18 protein-coding genes are annotated in these 18,100 nt (G+C 72.1%); 8 read left to right on the top strand and 10 right to left on the bottom strand.

Annotation, left to right across the window (positions count from 1 at the left end):
- Window positions 1-338 precede the first annotated feature (338 nt).
- Window positions 339-1,961 (top strand): chaperonin GroEL, encoded by a 1,623-nt coding sequence (gene groL, locus ACIQV3_RS29505; protein WP_327253499.1) that lies wholly within the window; start codon window positions 339-341, stop codon window positions 1,959-1,961.
- 93 nt (window positions 1,962-2,054) lie between these two features.
- On the opposite strand, the gene ACIQV3_RS29510 is transcribed toward groL, so the two are convergent.
- Window positions 2,055-2,552 (bottom strand): Uma2 family endonuclease, encoded by a 498-nt coding sequence (locus ACIQV3_RS29510; RefSeq protein WP_403717121.1) that lies wholly within the window; start codon window positions 2,550-2,552, stop codon window positions 2,055-2,057.
- A gap of 217 nt (window positions 2,553-2,769) precedes the next feature.
- On the opposite strand from ACIQV3_RS29510, the gene ACIQV3_RS29515 reads away from it, so the two are divergent.
- The 3 genes from ACIQV3_RS29515 to ACIQV3_RS29525 all read left to right on the top strand — a co-directional run bounded on the left by ACIQV3_RS29515 (window position 2,770) and on the right by ACIQV3_RS29525 (window position 5,235).
- On the top strand, window positions 2,770-3,387 hold the full coding sequence (locus tag ACIQV3_RS29515; RefSeq protein ID WP_403717122.1) for a phosphoribosylanthranilate isomerase: 618 nt from the start codon (window positions 2,770-2,772) through the stop codon (window positions 3,385-3,387).
- A gap of 176 nt (window positions 3,388-3,563) precedes the next feature.
- Window positions 3,564-4,526, top strand: a complete 963-nt coding sequence (locus ACIQV3_RS29520; RefSeq protein ID WP_403717124.1) for an alanine/glycine:cation symporter family protein — start codon at window positions 3,564-3,566, stop codon at window positions 4,524-4,526.
- 106 nt (window positions 4,527-4,632) lie between these two features.
- A complete protein-coding gene (locus ACIQV3_RS29525) occupies window positions 4,633-5,235 on the top strand; it encodes a Uma2 family endonuclease (RefSeq protein ID WP_403717126.1) in 603 nt (200 codons plus the stop codon).
- A gap of 15 nt (window positions 5,236-5,250) precedes the next feature.
- Here ACIQV3_RS29525 and ACIQV3_RS29530 read toward each other — a convergent pair whose 3' ends face one another.
- Complete coding sequence (locus ACIQV3_RS29530; protein WP_403717128.1) at window positions 5,251-5,607, bottom strand: protease inhibitor I9 family protein; 357 nt, start codon at window positions 5,605-5,607, stop codon at window positions 5,251-5,253.
- Between the two features lie 403 nt (window positions 5,608-6,010).
- Here ACIQV3_RS29530 and ACIQV3_RS29535 point away from each other — a divergent pair, with 403 nt between their 5' ends.
- Window positions 6,011-7,198 carry a S8 family peptidase gene (locus tag ACIQV3_RS29535; RefSeq protein WP_403717240.1) on the top strand — a complete coding sequence of 396 codons (1,188 nt, stop codon included), beginning with the start codon at window positions 6,011-6,013 and terminating at the stop codon, window positions 7,196-7,198.
- Window positions 7,199-7,225: 27 nt separating this feature from the next.
- Here the strand turns inward: ACIQV3_RS29535 and ACIQV3_RS29540 are convergent, their stop codons facing one another.
- Genes ACIQV3_RS29540 through ACIQV3_RS29565 form a run of 6 tightly spaced genes read right to left on the bottom strand, consistent with a single transcriptional unit; the run spans window position 7,226 to window position 13,092 of the window.
- Window positions 7,226-8,239 (bottom strand): pyridoxal-phosphate dependent enzyme, encoded by a 1,014-nt coding sequence (locus ACIQV3_RS29540; RefSeq protein WP_403717242.1) that lies wholly within the window; start codon window positions 8,237-8,239, stop codon window positions 7,226-7,228.
- Window positions 8,160-9,233, bottom strand: coding sequence for a GHMP kinase (locus ACIQV3_RS29545; protein ID WP_403717130.1), 1,074 nt, complete (start codon window positions 9,231-9,233; stop codon window positions 8,160-8,162). Before ACIQV3_RS29545 ends, ACIQV3_RS29540 begins: the two co-directional genes overlap by 80 nt.
- The gene (locus ACIQV3_RS29550; protein WP_403717132.1) at window positions 9,230-10,105 is read right to left on the bottom strand and encodes a Rossmann-like domain-containing protein; all 876 of its coding nucleotides are present in this window, start codon (window positions 10,103-10,105) and stop codon (window positions 9,230-9,232) included. Before ACIQV3_RS29550 ends, ACIQV3_RS29545 begins: the two co-directional genes overlap by 4 nt.
- An 11-nt stretch (window positions 10,106-10,116) precedes the next feature.
- A complete protein-coding gene (locus ACIQV3_RS29555; RefSeq protein WP_403717245.1) occupies window positions 10,117-10,962 on the bottom strand; it encodes an ABC transporter ATP-binding protein in 846 nt (281 codons plus the stop codon).
- 20 nt (window positions 10,963-10,982) lie between these two features.
- Window positions 10,983-12,080 carry a FecCD family ABC transporter permease gene (locus ACIQV3_RS29560; RefSeq protein WP_403717134.1) on the bottom strand — a complete coding sequence of 366 codons (1,098 nt, stop codon included), beginning with the start codon at window positions 12,078-12,080 and terminating at the stop codon, window positions 10,983-10,985.
- A complete protein-coding gene (locus ACIQV3_RS29565) occupies window positions 12,070-13,092 on the bottom strand; it encodes an ABC transporter substrate-binding protein (protein WP_403717136.1) in 1,023 nt (340 codons plus the stop codon). Before ACIQV3_RS29565 ends, ACIQV3_RS29560 begins: the two co-directional genes overlap by 11 nt.
- A gap of 170 nt (window positions 13,093-13,262) precedes the next feature.
- Here ACIQV3_RS29565 and ACIQV3_RS29570 point away from each other — a divergent pair, with 170 nt between their 5' ends.
- From ACIQV3_RS29570 to ACIQV3_RS29580, 3 genes are all read left to right on the top strand, one after another.
- Window positions 13,263-14,537, top strand: coding sequence for an MFS transporter (locus ACIQV3_RS29570; RefSeq protein ID WP_403717138.1), 1,275 nt, complete (start codon window positions 13,263-13,265; stop codon window positions 14,535-14,537).
- A 59-nt stretch (window positions 14,538-14,596) separates the two neighbouring features.
- Window positions 14,597-16,429: an NlpC/P60 family protein gene (locus ACIQV3_RS29575; RefSeq protein ID WP_403717140.1), complete on the top strand. Its 1,833-nt coding sequence runs from the start codon at window positions 14,597-14,599 to the stop codon at window positions 16,427-16,429.
- An 87-nt stretch (window positions 16,430-16,516) separates the two neighbouring features.
- A complete protein-coding gene (locus ACIQV3_RS29580) occupies window positions 16,517-16,921 on the top strand; it encodes a hypothetical protein (protein ID WP_403717142.1) in 405 nt (134 codons plus the stop codon).
- A gap of 12 nt (window positions 16,922-16,933) precedes the next feature.
- Here ACIQV3_RS29580 and ACIQV3_RS29585 read toward each other — a convergent pair whose 3' ends face one another.
- Window positions 16,934-17,191: a DUF397 domain-containing protein gene (locus ACIQV3_RS29585; protein ID WP_403717144.1), complete on the bottom strand. Its 258-nt coding sequence runs from the start codon at window positions 17,189-17,191 to the stop codon at window positions 16,934-16,936.
- A complete protein-coding gene (locus ACIQV3_RS29590) occupies window positions 17,175-18,014 on the bottom strand; it encodes a Scr1 family TA system antitoxin-like transcriptional regulator (RefSeq protein WP_403717146.1) in 840 nt (279 codons plus the stop codon). The genes ACIQV3_RS29585 and ACIQV3_RS29590 overlap by 17 nt, the downstream gene beginning before the upstream one ends.
- Between the last annotated feature and the right edge of the window lie 86 nt (window positions 18,015-18,100).

Consider the following 18,100-nt stretch of genomic DNA (forward strand, 5'->3'; position numbering starts at 1 on the left):
CGGTCACGCACAGCGGCCGCGCACGACGGCACAACGGCATATGTACGAGGGGCCCACATCCTGGACACGGGATGCGGGCCCCTCGTGCGTGGCGGTCCCGGAGCCCTTGCGGCGTCCGGGTGTTCATCCCGGGTTGCGCGAAGCCGCTTGCACTCGGGGTGGTCGAGTGCTAATCATTGGCGTTAGCACTCTCCGGGTGAGAGTGCTACTAAACGAGGACCGGGTCAGTGAGGCCCGCAGGGTCCGGCGGGAAGAAACCGCCGGGCACGCAGGCCGTCCGTCGCGGGCGCGGGCGCGGTCCGGGAGCAATCCACCGCTGTCCGGGAGGACCACTTCAGATGGCCAAGATCATTGCGTTCAACGAGGAGGCCCGGCGCGGTCTCGAGCGAGGCATGAACCAGCTCGCCGACGCCGTCAAGGTCACCCTTGGCCCCAAGGGTCGCAACGTCGTCCTTGAGAAGAAGTGGGGCGCCCCCACGATCACCAACGATGGTGTCTCCATCGCCAAGGAGATCGAGCTCGAGGACCCGTACGAGAAGATCGGCGCAGAGCTGGTCAAGGAAGTCGCCAAGAAGACGGACGACGTCGCCGGCGACGGTACGACCACCGCCACCGTTCTCGCCCAGGCGCTCGTCCGCGAGGGCCTGCGCAACGTGGCCGCCGGTGCGAACCCGATGGCCCTCAAGCGCGGTATCGAGAAGGCCGTCGAGGCCGTCTCCGCCGCCCTGCTGGCGCAGGCCAAGGACGTCGAGACCAAGGAGCAGATCGCTTCTACGGCCTCCATCTCCGCCGCCGACACCCAGATCGGCGAGCTCATCGCCGAGGCCATGGACAAGGTCGGCAAGGAAGGCGTCATCACGGTCGAGGAGTCGCAGACCTTCGGCCTGGAGCTCGAGCTCACCGAGGGCATGCGCTTCGACAAGGGCTACATCTCGGCGTACTTCGCCACCGACATGGAGCGCATGGAGTCGTCCCTCGACGACCCGTACATCCTGATCGTCAACTCCAAGATCGGCTCGGTCAAGGACCTGCTGCCGCTCCTGGAGAAGGTCATGCAGTCCGGCAAGCCGCTGCTGATCATCGCCGAGGACGTCGAGGGCGAGGCGCTCTCCACCCTCGTCGTCAACAAGATCCGCGGCACCTTCAAGTCCGTCGCCGTCAAGGCTCCGGGCTTCGGTGACCGTCGCAAGGCCATGCTCGGCGACATCGCCATCCTCACGGGCGGCACGGTCATCTCCGAGGAGGTCGGCCTCAAGCTCGAGAACGCCGGTCTCGACCTGCTCGGCCGCGCCCGCAAGGTCGTCATCACCAAGGACGAGACCACCATCGTCGACGGCTCCGGTGACAGCGACCAGGTCCAGGGTCGCGTCAACCAGATCCGCGCCGAGATCGAGAACTCCGACTCGGACTACGACCGCGAGAAGCTGCAGGAGCGCCTGGCGAAGCTCGCCGGCGGTGTCGCGGTCATCAAGGCCGGCGCCGCGACCGAGGTGGAGCTCAAGGAGCGCAAGCACCGCATCGAGGACGCCGTTCGCAACGCGAAGGCGGCCGTCGAAGAGGGCATCGTCGCCGGTGGCGGCGTGGCCCTGCTGCAGGCCTCCTCGGTCTTCGACAAGCTGGAGCTCACCGGCGACGAGGCGACCGGCGCCAACGCCGTCAAGCTCGCGCTGGAGGCCCCGCTCAAGCAGATCGCCGTCAACGGTGGTCTCGAGGGTGGCGTCGTCGTGGAGAAGGTCCGCAACCTGCAGATCGGTTGGGGCCTGAACGCCGCGACCGGCGAGTACGTGGACATGATCGCCGAGGGCATCATCGACCCGGCGAAGGTCACCCGCTCCGCGCTGCAGAACGCGGCGTCGATCGCGGCCCTCTTCCTCACCACCGAGGCCGTCATCGCCGACAAGCCCGAGAAGGCCGGCGCGGCTGCCGGCGGCGGCATGCCGGGCGGCGACATGGACTTCTGATCCACCCCCGGGCTCCGGCCCGAAGGTAGATCGGCTGTTCGCATCACGTATCGAGGGCGGCACCCCCAGCTGGGGGTGCCGCCCTCGGGCGTTTCAGAACGCGGAGGTGTCGACGGTGCAGTCGAAGGGCTCGGGGACGTGCAGGTCCTCGCCGAAGGACACCGTCTGACGGAAGCGGTAGCCGTGCGGCGAGGGGTCGGAGAAGCAGGTGATCTCCTTCTCCTGCATGTCGACGACCAGGTACACGGGGACCAGTCGGCCGTACACCTCCAGTTTTTCGTTCCAGTCCGCGTCCTTGGTGGACACGGAAGTGAACTCGGCGACCAGAGACAGGGCCGCACTGTCCGCGTGACGGCCCTCCTCATCGAAGGCAGCCTCGTCTGCGACGAACAGGTCGGGTGCGTAGGCTCGCTCTGCGGCGGGGAACCGGAAGAGAATGGGTGAGGTCTCGGTGATGTACCCCTCGGGGGCATGGACCTTGAGCTGCTCACGAAGCGCACGCATGCTGCGCAGGTAGCGCAGCGTGGAGAACGGCGACACGACGATCTTCCCCCGGATGAGCTCGGCCTTGAAGCCGACTGGTGTGTCCATCTCCGCGACCGTGTGCAGGAGACTCTCGAATGACGGTGGATACGTCGTCTCTATGGGTGTGGCCCGGTCGATCATGATCGTCACCGTTGTCCTCCGCGTGGCGTGGCGTGCCGTGTACTGGGCGTGAGCCTGGTTCCAGGCTAGCGGCGGGTGGGCGGTCGCGCCCGGGTGCCGAGACGGGGCACCACCGATCGGGGGGCTTTGGTTGACTGATGGCATGAGCGATCTCTTCGTGAAGATCTGCGGTCTGAAGACCGCCCGTGACGTCGAGGCGGCCGTTGCCGCTGGGGCGGATGCCGTCGGCTTCGTCTTCGCGCCCGGGAGCCCGCGTACGGTCGACGCGGCCATCGCGCGGGAGCTGGCGGCCGGCGTTCCGGACGGGGTGCTCACCGTGGGGGTGTTCCGGGGGCAGTCCGTCGCCGAGGTGCGGCGGTTCGCCGAGGAGAGCGGCGTACGGGGCGTGCAGCTGCACGGCGAGGAGGGCCCGGAGGACTTCGCGACGCTGCGCGCCGAGGGCCGCACCCTGCTGCGGGCGACGGCGCACCACGTGGAGCGCTGCGGGGAGTACGGCGAGGACCTGCTCCTGATCGACGCCCCGGACCCAGGCTCCGGCAAGCCGTGGAACTGGGGCTCGGCGGAGTTCACGGCCCCCGCGGGCCGCTGGCTGCTGGCGGGCGGGCTGACCCCGGCCAACGTGGCGCGGGCCCTCGCGGTCACGGGCGCCTGGGGCGTGGACGTCTCCAGCGGCGTGGAGAGCGAGCGCGGCGTGAAGTCCCCGGACCTCATCCGCGCCTTCATCACGGCGGCCCGCGCGGCGGGGCCCGGCCGGGGCTGACGGACCCGGAGCGGAGGGACCCGGAGCGGAGGGACCCGGAGCGGAGGGGAAGGGGGCGAAGGGACCCGGAGCGGAGGGGAAGGGGGCGAAGGGCGCGAGACGCGGGTCTTCGGACCCTTCGGCGGCGGACGTAGGTCCCTGTCCGCGGGCCTTCCGCCCCGGGGAGACTTCGCATCATGGACACTCTGGATTCGGTGATCGTCAACATCAACGATCATCTCTGGACCTACCTGCTGATTCCGCTGGTGGTCGGTGCGGGCCTGCACTTCACGGTCCGCTCCCGGGGTGTGCAGCTGCGCCTGCTTCCCGAGATGTTCCGGGTGGTGAAGGAGAAGACCCCGCCGCGCGCCGACGGCCGCAAGCAGGTCTCGTCCTTCGGCGCCTTCACGATCTCGGCCGCCGCGCGCGTCGGGACGGGCAACATCGTCGGCGGCGCCTTCGGCTTCCGCGAGCTGGCGGCCGGCGGCATCGGCGCGGCGATCCAGCAGGGCATCCGGCGCGGCATGTTCTCCAACGAGGCGGGCCTGGGCTCGGCCCCGAACGCGGGCGCCGCCGCCGAGGTCTCGCACCCGGTCAAGCAGGGCCTCGTACAGTCCCTGGGCGTCTTCTTCGACACCCTCCTCGTGTGCACGATGACGGCCTTCATCGTCCTGGTCACCAACCCGGAGCTGTCGGGCCGCCAGGGCGCGGACCTGACGCAGACCGCGCTGAGCGACACGCTGGGCGGGTGGGCCGGCCACTTCCTGACCGTGGTGGTCTTCATGCTCGCCTTCAGCAGCATGATCGGGAACTACCACTACGGCGAGACCAACATCCAGTTCATCACCCGCAAGCGGTGGGTCCTGCCGGGGTACCGGGTGCTCGTCCTGTCGGCGGTCGTCCTGGGCTCGCTCGGCTCGGTGTCGGTCGTCTGGAACCTGGCGGACGTGTTCATGGGCCTCATGGCGCTGATCAACCTCGCCGCGATCATCCCGCTGTCGGCCATCGCCTTCCGGCTCCTGGACGACTACCTCGCCCAGCGCCGGGCGGGCCTGGAGCCGGTCTTCACCCGGGACCGCATGCCGGACCTCCGCGGGGTCCAGTGCTGGGACCCGGTCCGGTTGACGGTCCCGTCGGCGCAGGCGCCGGAGCGGGTGTAGAGGGCGCTTCCGCCACTCGATCGTGGGACGCTGAACGAAGCGGCCGCATGCCGTGAACCCGTCTGTCTACGCTCGCTGGCATATGCCACAAGAGAGGGGACCCGCGATGACCGCAGCCATGGTCGAGCCCGACCGGAACGCCGACGGCCCCACGTGGGAGTACCTGCTACAGAGCTGGCGTGGCCTGGACGTGCCGGAGGGCTGGCGCGCCGAGATCGACGGAGGACAGATCACCTTGGTGCCGCCGCCCCACCGCCACCACAACGGAATCGCGGCCAGGGTGCAGCGCGCCTTGTACGGGATCCTGCCGCCCGAGTGGGAGGTCTATCAGACCCTCGGCATCCACATCGCCGCACTCGACAAGCTCTACGTGCCCGACCTCGTGGTCGCCCCCGCTGCCCTGGTCGATGACGTCGCAGCCGAGGTCTCCGACCCCGTCGACGCCGCCGAGGCGCTGCTCGTCGTGGAGATCACCTCCAAGAGCAACGCCGAGGACGACCGGAAGAAGAAGCTCTGGGCCTACGCCCACGCCCCCGTCCCGGTCTACCTCCTCATCGACCGCTTCGACGAGCACGGCCCCACGGCCACCCTGTTCACCGAGCCGCAGAACGGCGCCTACAAGCACGCCGACCGGGTCGCCTTCGGCGACGGGCTGCGGCTCCCCGAGCCCTTCGCGCTGACGCTCGACACGGGGAGCTTCCCGCACTGATCCGGGGCAGGACCGCTAGAACGCCGGGCCGGCGACCGTGACCGGGCCGTCCGGCTCGACCGAGGTCACGACGGCCGTCGACCGCAGGGAGTCGACCTGGCCGGGGGAGAGTCGGGCGCTGAAGCCGTTGAGGGCGTGGCGGTAGACGTGGACCGGGGTGATTCCGTACGCGTCGGCGACGGCGGCCGGGTCGAGGCCGCGGTGCACGGTGACGATGTACGCCGGCCACTCGGCCGGGGCCGTACGGGACGCGGGAGCCGCGGGGCCGGTGGTGGGGGCGAGGGGGGCGGCGTGCGCGGGCAGGGCGGCCGAGGCCGCCAGGGCGAGGGCGGCGAGGGCCGTCGGCAGGGTCCAGCTCGTACGGGTACGCATGACGGCGAGGCCACCACGTACGGCCGGTCCGGTCAACGACCCGCGGCGGCGCGGCGGTCGCGGGCGGGGGTGAACCGCGGGAACCGCGCGTGCGCCCCTCGCCGGATGCGCGCGCGGGTGCCTTCCGTACGGGTGAACCTGCCGGCCCGCGCCGCGCGGGCCGGAGCGGGGGCCGCGCAGGCCGGGAGGCCGCGTATGAGGGTGCGGAATCCTTTCCTCAGTCGGTACGGGAATCAGCTCGCGGCGCCGCCGTACGGCCGGTCCGGGCCGGTCAAGTCCCGCGACCGGCCCGCCGATGAAGGGGAGGGTCGCACTCCGGGACGGATTCCGCACCGCTGTTCCCATCGAACGGAGGCGGCTTCCGCATGCAGCCCTCCACCTTTCGGGAGTCCCCTCGATGCCCATGCGCCTGCTCGCCCGCGCCGCCACCGCAGCCCTGCTCGCGGTCGTCCCGGTGGCCGCCGGAGCCGCGTCCGCCGACGTCCTGCCCGAGCCGACCCCCGTGCCGCTGACCGTCTCGGCCAACGCCATCCCCGGCCAGTACATCGTGACGCTGGAGCCGGGCTTCGACCCGGCCAAGGTGGCGGAGCGGCTGGGCCTCAAGCCGAAGTTCCTCTACACCAAGGCCATGAACGGCTTCGCCGTCCCCATGACGAAGCTCCAGCTGGAGATCGCCCGCGTCGCCCTGGGCGTGAAGTCGGTGGAGACGGACGCGAAGGTCTCGGCCCCGTCGAGCACCGTGACGAAGGACGCCGCCCTGCGCGGGCCGTCGGCGTCCTGGGGTCTGGACCGGATCGACCAGACGAACCTGCCCCTCGACAACACCTTCACCACCCAGGGCAACGGCGCCGGGGTGACCGCGTACATCCTCGACACGGGCATCGACTACAAGCACGACGAGTTCGGCGGCCGGGCGACCTTCGGCTTCGACGCGATCAAGGACGGCCGCGACGGCCAGGACTGCAACGGCCACGGCACGCACGTCGCGGGCACGGTGGCCGGCAAGACGTACGGGGTGGCGCGCAAGGCGAACGTGGTCAGCGTCCGCGTCCTGAACTGCGAGGGTACGGGCGACTCCTCCGGGATCATCGCGGGCCTGGACTGGGTGGCCAAGAACGCCAAGCAGCCCGCCGTCCTCAACGGCTCCCTGGGCGGTGACAAGTCCGAGGTCCTGAACGCGGCGGCGGACGCCGTGACGGACGCGGGCGTCCTGCCGGTCTTCGCGGCGGGCAACTCCTCGAAGGACGCCTGCCTCGTCTCCCCCGCATCGGCGGGGAAGGCGTTCACGGTCGCGGCCACCAACCGGTACGACGAGGAGACCAGCTTCTCCAACTACGGTGAGTGCGTGAGCCTGTACGCGCCCGGAGAGGCGATCGTCTCCGCGAAGCTGGGCGGCGGCTCCGTGGCCGAGAACGGTACGTCCATGGCCGCCCCGCACGTCACCGGCGTGGCCGTCCTCTACAAGCAGGCGAACCCGGCCGCGACGCCGGAGAGCATCGTCGAGTACCTGCAGGACGAGTCCACGAAGGACGTGCTGAAGAGCATCAGCAAGACCTCCCCGAACGCTCTGCTGTTCACCAACGGCCTCTGACCACCGCGGGCGCGGGGACCGCGGCGCTCACGCAGCGGCGCGGTTCCAGCGCATCCGGGACCACGGCAGGGCAAGGCCGCCCCGGTCCGTCACCTCGCGCGGGGCGAGGGTCGCGATCGGGGCGGCCTCGCGGTGCCTCGCGTAGACGGTGTCCACGTAGCGGTGGCCGGTGTCGGGCGCGATGAAGAGGACCGTGCGGTGGGGTGAGCTCGCGTGTTCGTGTCGCGCGGCGAGGTACGCGGCGCCCGTCGAGAGGCCGGCGAAGACCGCGTGCCGGCGCAGCAGGTCGACGCTGCCGGCGAGGGCGGCGTCGAAGGAGATCCAGTGCAGGGTGTCGTACAGCGCGTGGGAGACGTTCCCGAAGGGGATGGAGCTGCCGATCCCGGCGATGATCATCTCGGGGTCGGTGACGTGTTCCGAGCCGAAGGTGACGCTGCCGTACGGCTGGACGCCGACGAGTTCGACGTCGGAGGCGTCCGCGGCGTCGGCGGCGCCCTCGCGGAGGTAGCGGGCGAGGGCGCCGGTGGAGGCGCCCGAGCCGACCCCGCCCACGACGGTGAGCCCGTCCGCCGTGCCGGTGGCCTCGCGGATCCGGTCGGCGATCGCGCGGTAGCCGAGGTAGTGGACGTCGTCGTGGTACTGGCGCATCCAGTGGTACTCGGGGTGGTCGGCGAGGATCTCGTGGATCCGCTCGACGCGCCGCTTCTGGTCGAGTTTCAGGTCACTGCACGGCTCCATCTGCTCCAGCGTCGCCCCGAGGACGGCCAGTTGGGTCCGCAGCGTGTGGTCCACCGTGGCCGAGCCGACGATGTGGCAGCGCAGGCCGTACCGGTGACAGGTCAGGGCCAGGGCGTACGCGTAGATGCCGCTGGAGCTGTCCAGCAGGGTGTCCCCGCGGCGCACCGCTCCGGTGTCGAGGAGGTGGCGCACCGCCGCGAGGGCGGAGACCACCTTCATCGTCTCAAAGCGCAGGCAGACGAGCCGGTCGTCGAGGCGTATCAGGTCCGGCCGGCCGATCGACTCCGCGATGTGCTGGTCCATGAGGTGCTGGTCCATGCTGTGCTGGTCCATGGTGGGGGATCTCCTCGGGGCTGGTGGTGGTGCCGGTCGTGAAGGTGCGGGTGGCGGGGATGCCGTGGGCGTCCAGGGCGTGCAGGCAGCCGTGGACGCGGTGGCGCAGCCCGGGTGCGGCCGGATCGAAGAGCACGCCCGCCACCGCGCCGCTGTGCGCGATCTGCACGCCGACCGCCCCGACCCGGCGGGCGAGGGCGGTCAGCGCGTCGAACTCCGGGTGACCGAGTACCCGTTGGCCGCGCCGTGCGCTGGCGGTGGCGACCGCGCCGAGCAGCTCCGCGCTGCCGGTGGCCACGGCCCGGCGCAGCAGCGCGCGGAGTCGCTCGTAGGCCCGTACGTCGCTCCGGTCCACATCGGCCACGGCGGCCACCGGCAGCGACAGGGTGTCGACGGGCGCGCCCCCGCCGAGGGCGCAGCCCACCACGACCAGCGGGGGCAGGGCCGGGCCGAGCACCTCCAGGACCCGGCCCTCCCGCTGGGCGAACAGCACCGGGCGGCCGCCCAGCATCAGCGGATCGGAGGCTTGCTCGGCGCGTACGGCCAGCGCGGCGACCGTCGAGGGGTCCAGCCGCAGCCCGTACGCGTCCGCGACCGCGCGTACGGCCGCGATCACGTCGCTGCTGGAGCTGCCCATGCCCAGGCCCACCGGGATCGCGCCGCCGAGCCGCAACTCCCCGCCGCAGAGCGGCTGTCCGGTCCGCCGGGCGCACTCCCGGGCCGCGAGGGCCGCGGCCCGCGCCGCCTTCGTGCGGTCGGCGGGTACGACGGTCAGCGCCTCGGGCGGCGCGCCGGGACGGCGGACGTACGCGGCGCTGCTGCCGGGGCCCGCCATGGGCAGGGTGACCAGCCCGGCGCACCGGCGCCCGGCGCCGTCGAGGAAGACGCCCTGGAGGATCTCGCCGTGGTGGCAGGGGGCCTGCCCGGTGCCGGTGCCGGTGCCGGCGGCAGCGCGGGGAATCACGCGCCGCCCGCCGTCCGGTAGCGGTACAGGACCGTCTCCTCGGCGCTGAACTGGGAGAAGGGGAAGGGTTCCGCGGACAGGGCGGTCACCCCGGAGCCGAGGAAGGCGCGGGCCACGGCGCTGCCGGTCTGCGCGTAGACGACCAGCGGGATGCCCCGGGAGCGGCAGCGCTCCAGGATGGTGTCGAAGGTGCCGTTGCTCAGGGTCATTCCGGTGGCGACGACGGCCTGGGCCCGCTCCAGTACCTCGTGCATGTCGGCGGTGACCGGGTCGCCCCACTGGGTTGCCTTGAGGTTGAGGTCGCACGGCAGCGGCCGGCCGCCGCGCGCGCGGATCGCCGCCACCAGCGGGTTGACCACGCCGATAAGGGCCACCTCGGCGCCCTCCTCGATGTCCAGCAGTCCGGCGATGGCCGCGTCGCGGGCCCTGGCGCGGACCTCGGGGGTGCCGGCGGGGAGGGTGACGGGCTCCGCGTCGCCCTCGCCGGCCGCCACGCGGTGCGGGCGGGTCTCGGAGAGGTAGGCGTCGAGCGCGGCGATCCGCAGCGGTCGGGGGGCCTCGCGCAGGAGGACGTCGAGTGGGGTGCCGGAGGAGTCGCGGCAGACGGCCGGGTCGATCTCGCCGGCCTCGAAGGCGCAGCCGCCGAAGGATCCGCCGAGGCGGACCAGGACGTACTGGTTGAGGTAGGTGGTGTCGCCGCCGGCCAGGCGGGTGCCGTGGTGGATCCAGAACACGCTGGTGGCGACGAGCGAGGAGGGGAGCGGGCCGTGCTCACCGGCCAGGACGGCCGCGACGAGCGCGTCGACGGAGGTCGCGGGGGTGGTGGGGGCGGTGGTGGCGGAGGGGGCGGTGGTGGGCGTGCTCGGGGTCATGGGGTTCCTGTTCACAGAGCGGGGTGGGGTGTCGGCGCCGGTGCAGGCGCCGCCGCCGACGCCGGTGTGGGTGTTGGTGCCGGCGTGCGCACGGCGAGCGGGCCGCGGTAGCTGACCTGCGGGTGTCCGAGGGCGTCGGTGGTGAGTTCGGCGTCCACCTCGAAGACCTCGGCGAGCCTCCGCGGCGTCAGTACGGCGGCGGGCGGGCCGGAGGCGATCAGGCGGCCGTGGTGCAGGAGCAGCAGCCGGTCGCAGTACCGGGCGGCGAGCGAGAGGTCGTGCAGGGCGACCAGGACCGTCTGGCGGGTGCCGGCCAGCAGCTCCATCAGTTCGAGTCGGTGTTTCACGTCGAGGTGGTTGGTGGGCTCGTCGAGCAGGAGCCCGGACGGCTGCTGGGCCAGCGCGCGGGCAAGGTGCGTGCGTTGCCGCTCCCCGCCCGACAGGGCCTTCCAGGGCCGGTCGGCGAGCGCGGTGAGCCCTACGCGCTCCAGCGCGGCGGCGACCACGGCCCGGTCGGTGGCGTCGGGCCCGCGCCAGCGGTCGCGGAACGGGGTGCGCCCCAGGCCCACGATGTCGGCGACCGGCAGATCGCCGTCCGCGCCCGCGTCCTGCGCGACGAAGGCGACGCGCCGGGCGATCCGGCGCGCACTCCAGCCGCGCACGGACTCCCCGTCGTACCGGACCGCGCCCGCGTCGGGAGTCCGCAGCCCGGCCAGGCAGCGCAGCAGCGAGGACTTGCCCGAGCCGTTGGGGCCGAGCAGTCCGACGGTCTCGCCGGGCGCGATCCCGGCGCTGACCTCGCGCACGACCGGCGTGCCCGCCACCGACCAGCTCACCGCCTCGGCGCTGATCTCCACGGCGCTGATCTCCACGGCGCTCACAACTCGCCCCGCTTGCGCAGGACCAGCAGGAAGATCGGTACGCCGAGCAGTGCCGTGATCACGCCGACGGGAACCTCGCGGGGTCCGAAGGCGATCCGTGCCAGCGCGTCCGTCCACACCAGGAACACCGCGCCCGCCAGGGCCGCGTACGGCAGCAGCACCCGGTGCAGCGGCCCGACGAGGAACCGCACGCCGTGCGGGACGATCAGCCCGACGAAGCCGATGGCGCCGACGGTGGCCACCGCCACCGCGGTCAGCACGGCGGTGACCACGAGCAGCAGCATCCTCGTGTGCCGTACGTCGATCCCGAGCGACGCGGCGGTGTCGGTGCCGAAGGCGAGCCCGTCGAGGGCGTTCGAGCAGAGCCAGGCGGCGGCCAGCCCCAGCGGGGTGACGACCGCGCAGACCGCGACCGTGTTCCAGCGGGCGGGCGCCATCGAGCCCAACAGCCAGTGGGTGACGGCCCGGGTGGTGTCCGCGTCCGCCGAGGCCATCAGGACGAGCGAGGTCAGCGCGGTGAAGAGCTGCCCGATGACCACGCCGGTGAGGACGATGCGTACGGAGTCCAGCCCGGTGCGCCGCAGGAGCAGCAGGAGCAGCCCGAAGGAGAGCAGTGCTCCGGCGAGCGCTCCGCCGGTGACGCCGAGCGTGCCCGCGCCGATCCCGAGGACGACCACGGTGACGGCCCCGGCGGAGGCGCCCGAGGAGACGCCGAGCAGGTAGGGGTCGGCGAGGGCGTTACGGGTGACCGCCTGGAGCACCGCTCCGCACACGGCGAGGGAGGCGCCGACGAGCGCGGCCATCAGCACGCGCGGCAGCCGCAGGTCCCAGACGAGCGAGTCCAGCAGCGGGGGCAACGGGGCTACGTCCAGGCCGAGTCGGCTGCCGAAGACGCGGGCGAGCCCGGTCCAGCCCACGTCGGCGGCGCCGATGCGCACCGCTGCAGCGACCGAGGCCGCCAGGACGGCGGCGGCGAGGAGGAAGAGGCCCGCCCCCGTGACCGCGGACCGGCGAGGGGCCGGCCCCGGCCCCGGGCCCCGCAGGGGCGGCGGATCCGCTGCCGCCGGATCCGCCGCTACGGCGTCAGCGGACATACCCGAGGTCCTTCATCCCGGCCGCCAGCAGTCCCAGGGCGTGCACGGAACGCACCGAGGGGTCCAGTTCGATGCCGGGCACTTCGAGGATCTTGCCGTCGCGGACCGCGGCGAGCTTGGAGACGACCGGGTGCCCGGTCATGGTGGCGCGCTTCTCGGCGGCGCTGTCGCCGGGCCGGCCGCGCTCGGACAGGTCGCCGATCACGATGAAGTCGGGGTCGCGCTCGACGACTTCCTCCCAGGAGACCTCCGGCCAGTCCTCGTCCACGTCGTCGAAGGCGTTCTTCGCGCCTACGATCCGGCTCATCTCGCTCGGCAGGCCTGACTTGCCCGCCACGTAGGGCATGCCGTTGAAGACGGAGTAGAGGTAGACCACGGTGGGCCGGTCCGCGCCCCCGGGCACCCCGGGGGCGTTCTCCGCGGCCTTGGCGACGGCGGCGCGCTGGTCGGCGGCGAGCTTCCCGGCCCGGTCCTCGGCGCCGAAGACCTTGCCGAGATTCTCGTAGTCGGAGAAGAGCAGTTCGAAGGGGGTCCGGCCGGCCGGGTTCTGTCCGGGGCAGTCCACGGCGCTGACGAAGGTCGGGACTTTGAGGGCGGCCAGCTCCTCGCGGGTGCCCGCCCGGTCCTTGGTGAAGAGGTCGGCGGAGCCGCCGATGACGAAGTCGGGCGTCGCGGCGCGCAGTTGCTCACCGGTCGCGATCTTCGGGGCGATGACCGGGACCTTGGCGTACGCGGCCCCGTACGCGGCGGGGATCTTCGTCTTGAGGTTGGCGGTGCCCGCCATCGAGTCCTGGAGCCCGAGTTCGAGCAGGGTCTCGGTCGAGGTCTGGTCCAGGGCGACGGCCCGCTTCGGCGGCGCGGCGAAGACCGCCTGACGGCCGCAGCTCGTGATGGTGGAGGCCTGGGTGGCGGAGGCGGATTCGGCCTTGGAGCCGTTGGCGGCGGGTGCGGAGCAGGCCGCGGTGGCGAGGGCGAGGGTCAGGGCGACGCCGAGGCGGGCGGGGTGGCGCATGGGTTCTCCGGTCTGGGCAGGGCGGATGACGGCGAATGCGGGCCTTGTCGTTGTCGTGCACCGGGCAAGACCACCGCGTTCGAAGGGTACTGTAATGGTATTCATTTTCATTAAGAACCCCGGGGGTGGTTCGTGGAGCCCCCGCCCGACCTCCAAGGAGCACCCGCACCGTGGCGACCACACCCGCGCCCCCGGCGCCCAAGACCGTTGACGCGCCCGCGCGTTCGGTCCTTCTCGACATCCCGTTCCTGCGCCTGTGGGCGGGCACCACCGCCTCCGGCCTCGCGACCTGGGCCCTGCCCTTCGTGCTCGGCCTCGCCGTGCTCCACCGCGACCTGAGCGCCGCCGGCCTCGGCCTGGTCCTCGCCGCGCGCACGGTCGGGTTCCTCGCCGCCGTCACCGTCGGCGGCGTCCTGGCCGACCGGCACTCCCGCCGCGCGGTCGTCCTCTGGTCGGCCCTGGCGGCGGCGGCCGCGGCGCCCCTGCTCGCGGCCGGACTGGGCCGCTCGCTCCTGCTGATGACGGCCGCCGCCGCCCTCGCCGGAGCCGGACAGGGCGCCTGCCGTCCGGCGTTCCAGGCGCTGACGGCCGAGACCGTCGACCCCGGGCGCCGCCAGCAGGCGAACGCCGCGATGACCATGGCCGTACGCGGTTCCACCCTTGCCGGACCCGCCCTGACCGCCCTCCTCGCGGCCCTCCTCGACGTCGGGACCCTGCTGCTGGGCATCGGCCTGCTGTGGCTGGTCGCCGCGCTGGTCCCTGGCAAGGGCCGGGGGGAGGGAGCCGGTTCCGTCACCGCACCGCGCGGGAGTTTCCGTACGGAATTCCTGGACGGCGTACGGGAGGCCCGCCGCCACCCCTGGTTCCTCGCCGGACTGGCCGCCCTCGTCGCGGTCATCGCCCTCGGCTACTCCGCCACCAGCGTCGCCCTGCCCCTGATCAGCCGGGACCGCTACGGCAGCGAATGGGTGCTCGCCGCGGCCATGACGGCGTACATAGTGGGCGCGCTCGGCGGAGCCCTGGTCATCGCCCGGTGGCGGCCGCGCTCACAGGGCTGGGCCGCCTTCGCGGGGCTGGCGGCGTACGGCTGCGCCCCGCTGAGCCTGACGCTGCCCGTGCACCCGGGGGTGGTCGTGGCTGCCTACGCCGTCGCCGGGATCGGCATCGAACTCTTCAACGTGCCCTGGTTCACCGCCACCCAGCGCGAAGTCGCCCCGGACAAGCTGGCCCGCGTCTCCTCGCTGGACTTCCTCGTCTCCTACGGCCTGGCCCCGGTCGGCCTCGCCCTCATCGCCCCGGCCATCGACGCCTTCGGCGTCACACCCGTCCTCGGCGCGTGCGCGGCCGCCTGCTTCCTCGTACCGGCGGCGGCGGCCCTGGTACCGACGGCCCGTCACTTCGCGCGGACGGCGCCAACGGCCTTGCCGGGGCCGCCTCGGCGGTAGGGAAGCTTCCACATCCGGGGAGGGGGGCGATCATGGTTCGGCTCCGGCCCGCGACAATAATGCGGCCTGTGACCAACACTTCCCGCCGTACCCTGCTCGCCGCCCTCGCGGCCTCCACCGCCGCCCCGCTCGCGGGCCTGACCGCCTCTCCGGCCGCCGCCGCGCCCGCCGTGACGCCCGCCGCGCCCGCCGCCCTGAACACCCCCATGGCCACCACCCTGGCCTCCTCCGGCATGGCCGGCCCCCGCTCCTCGGTCACGCTCACCGGCCCCGCGCACGACATAGCCGCCCTCACCCGGGCCTCCGTGGGCGCCCTGACCGCGACCGTCCTGCCCGGGACCCCCGCGCGGACCGTGATCCGCAGCGATTTCCTGCCGCTGGCCGTGCTGACCAAGGGCTCCCGGACGGTGCTGATGACCGGACCGGAGCGCACGTTCATGGAGAACAAGCGGCTTGTCACGGACAAGTTCGAGCGCGTTCAGCCCGCGGGCAGTTGGGGAAACTCCCCGGACGGCGGGAGCTGGTCGGTGTTCGGCGGACTGCAAGCAACGGCCCCGGGCCCCGGCCAGGAGCCCGTGAACATCCATTTCACCCTCGCGAAGCACGGCGCCGCCTGTGCGGAACTCAGGGACACGACGAGCGCCCGGTACGGGATCCTGCGCGATGAGGAGATCACCGACTTCGACGCCCAGTTCACCGCCCAGTTCGACAGGGTCCCTGCGGGCAACGCCTGTTCCTTCGCGCTGGTCTTCGCCTACCGCGGCAACGGCACCGACGCGGCGACCCACTTCCGGGCCCGCCTGTCCTTCACCACCGGGAACGAGGTCCAACTCCGCGTGGAGAAGGTCGTCGGCGCGACCGACACCCTCCTCAAGGGGCCCTTCCCGATCGCCACCGGCGTACCTGCCGAAACGGACTTCACGATCCGTGTCCGCCGTGAAGGCGCCCGTGTGCAGATCAAGGCCTGGCGTACGGCGCAGTCCGAGCGGCCGGAATGGACCACGGAGTTCACGGACAGTACCCCCGCCTTCGCCAAGGGCGCGGTCGGCGTGCGCGCCGTGGCATCGGAGGGCTGCACGAACTTCCCGATCGTGATGAGCATGAGCCGCTTCGCGCTCACGGAGGCCACCTGGGAGAAGCCCCCGACGGTCACCCACTCCCACTGGGTCCGGCTCCTCGACGCGCCCTACGACGGCAACTGGACCCCCGCCGTGGAGGACGTCATACGCGGCTGGTCCGGCTCGCTCGCCCCGGACGTCTTCGCGTACGCGGCCACGTTCCTGCCGGGAGCGCCGCCGGTGGTGAGCGGCCGGAAGGCGCCGGTCGGCGCGCAGGTGCTCGGCAAGGCCGGATACGGCAAGACCAACAAGGAGGGCCTGCGGCCGGTCGGCGCGGACTTCCACGACTACATGGGCCAGCCCTGGACCTTCCCCGGCCAGCCGGAGAAGGGTGAGGAGGCGGGGCAGGCCGGGAACCTCGACTGCTCCGGATTCGTGCGGATGGTCTACGGCTACCACATGGGCCTTCCCCTCTGCGACGCCCCGTTCGGCGACAGGAGGGCGCTGCCCCGCAAGTCGGGTGCCATGGCTGGCGACGCGCCCGGAGTGGGGGTCGCCACCAAGCCGGCCGACAACACGGCCCTTCCGGCGAACACCGCGCTCCAGCCGGGAGACCTGCTCTTCTTCGACGCGAACGACCCGGGCGACGAGCCCGATGAGTACGCCGTGGACCACGTCGGTTTCTACCTCGGAGTCGACGCCGACGGTCAGCGCCGGTTCCTCTCCAGCCGCAAGAGCTGCAACGGCCCCACGATGGCCGACCTTCAGGGCAGCTCGCTGCTCGACGGCAGTGGAACGTACGCCACCAAGCTGCGCAGCGTGCACCGCGTCTGACCCGCTGGGCGGGCGGAACTCTGGGAGCCGGTGGGCCGGGAGGCCCACCGGCTGTCCGATCGATCACGACGATGGCGGAGCGTGTCCGTGAGTTACAGCATCTTCCTGCTCCGGTTCGTGGACGGCGAGGCCGTCGCGCTGGACCCCGTAGGGCTCCGGCAGGTGACGGAGCCGTACGTGGTCGTGGGCGGTCCGGACGACGACTATTCCCTCCTCCGCGCGGAGGACGGGGGCGAGGCGGACCTCTACCACCAGAACCACGTCGAGCACGGGATGCGGGGTGTGACGGCGACGCACTTCGCCCGTGGCGCGATGCTCGGGGTGCTCGCCCGGCTGGCGGTGGCCCTCGGGGCCGTCATCGTCCCCCAGTGCGGTGACGCGCTGATCTTCCGGGAGGAGGAGCGTCGTCACCTTCCTCCGGAGCTTCGGGCGAACGCGGTCGTCATCGTTCCCACGGCGGAGGGGATGCAGGCGGCCTTCGACGCGCGCTGAGCCGTACGGTGCCTAGCCGAGCGCGGCGACGAAGGCGGACCAGGCGGGGGCGCCGAAGGTGAGGTGGGGGCCGTCGGGGTCCTTGGAGTCGCGGACGGGGACGATGCCGGGGTGGCCGTCGGCGACTTCCAGGCAGTTGCCGCCGTCGCCACCGCTGTGGGTGGACTTGCGCCAGGTGGCCATCTCCAGGCAGTCGCTGCCGTCGCCCGCGCTGTAGCTGGACTTGTGCCAGGTGGCCGCCGACAGGTCGTACTCAGACATGCTCGTCATGTGCGTAATCCTCCGCCACGGATTCGATCAAGGCCAGTGATTCGCGTGGTGACAGCGCGCTGGCCGTGAGCAGATCGTAGGTCAGGGTGTGATGGCTGACTGTGGCCGGATCGTCCAGCAGTTGGCTCGTGCCCAGGGCCGTCACGTAGGCAAGTGGTGGTGCGTCTTCGAAGGACATCAGCTTGAGCGGTCCGCCCAAGGCCGCGTGCGCACCCGCACTGAACGGAAGCACCTGGAGGATGATCCGGTGGGACCGGATCAGGGCGGCGAGGTGGTGCAGGGACTCGGCCATGACCGTCCGGCTGCCGATGACCCGGCGCAGCACCGCCTCGTCGAGCACGCACCACAACAATGGGGTTGTTGGCTCTGCGAGCAGGGCCGCGCGGACCAATCGGGCTTCGACCAGTTCGTCGATGGCCGACTCCGTCGCCGTCGGCTGGTACGCGCGGAAGACGGCGCGGGCGTAGGCCTCCTTCTGGAGGAGGCCCGGGATCAGCAGGGGTGCGTACTCGCGGATGGCCTTCGCCAGGCCCTCGGCCTCGGCGGCCTCCGTGAAGTGGTCGGGGTACTTGAACTTCGTCACGGCTTGGCAGTTGCGGGTGAAGAAGTCGTCCGTACCGAGGACCCGGTCCAGCTCCCGGCCCAGCTCCACCGTCATCCGGCGCGTGCCCGCCTCGAGTTGGCCGATGAAGGAGCCGCTGACGAAGAGCGGCTCCCCGAGTTTGTCCTGGCTGAGGCCGGCCCTCTTGCGGGCGACGCGCAGTTCGGCGCCGAGCATGGTGCGGGGTGAGGAGAACGGGTCTACGTCCACGGATTCGGGCATGGCAGCTCCCCTTCCAACAGGTTTGGGTGTTGGAGTCTGACCCTTGAAGGCTAGCCAGCCCGTCGCCACGCTGAGTGCTGAACTCG

Origin of the sequence: Streptomyces sp. NPDC099050 (assembly GCF_044759865.1) — a bacterium.
Lineage (GTDB): Bacteria > Actinomycetota > Actinomycetes > Streptomycetales > Streptomycetaceae > Streptomyces.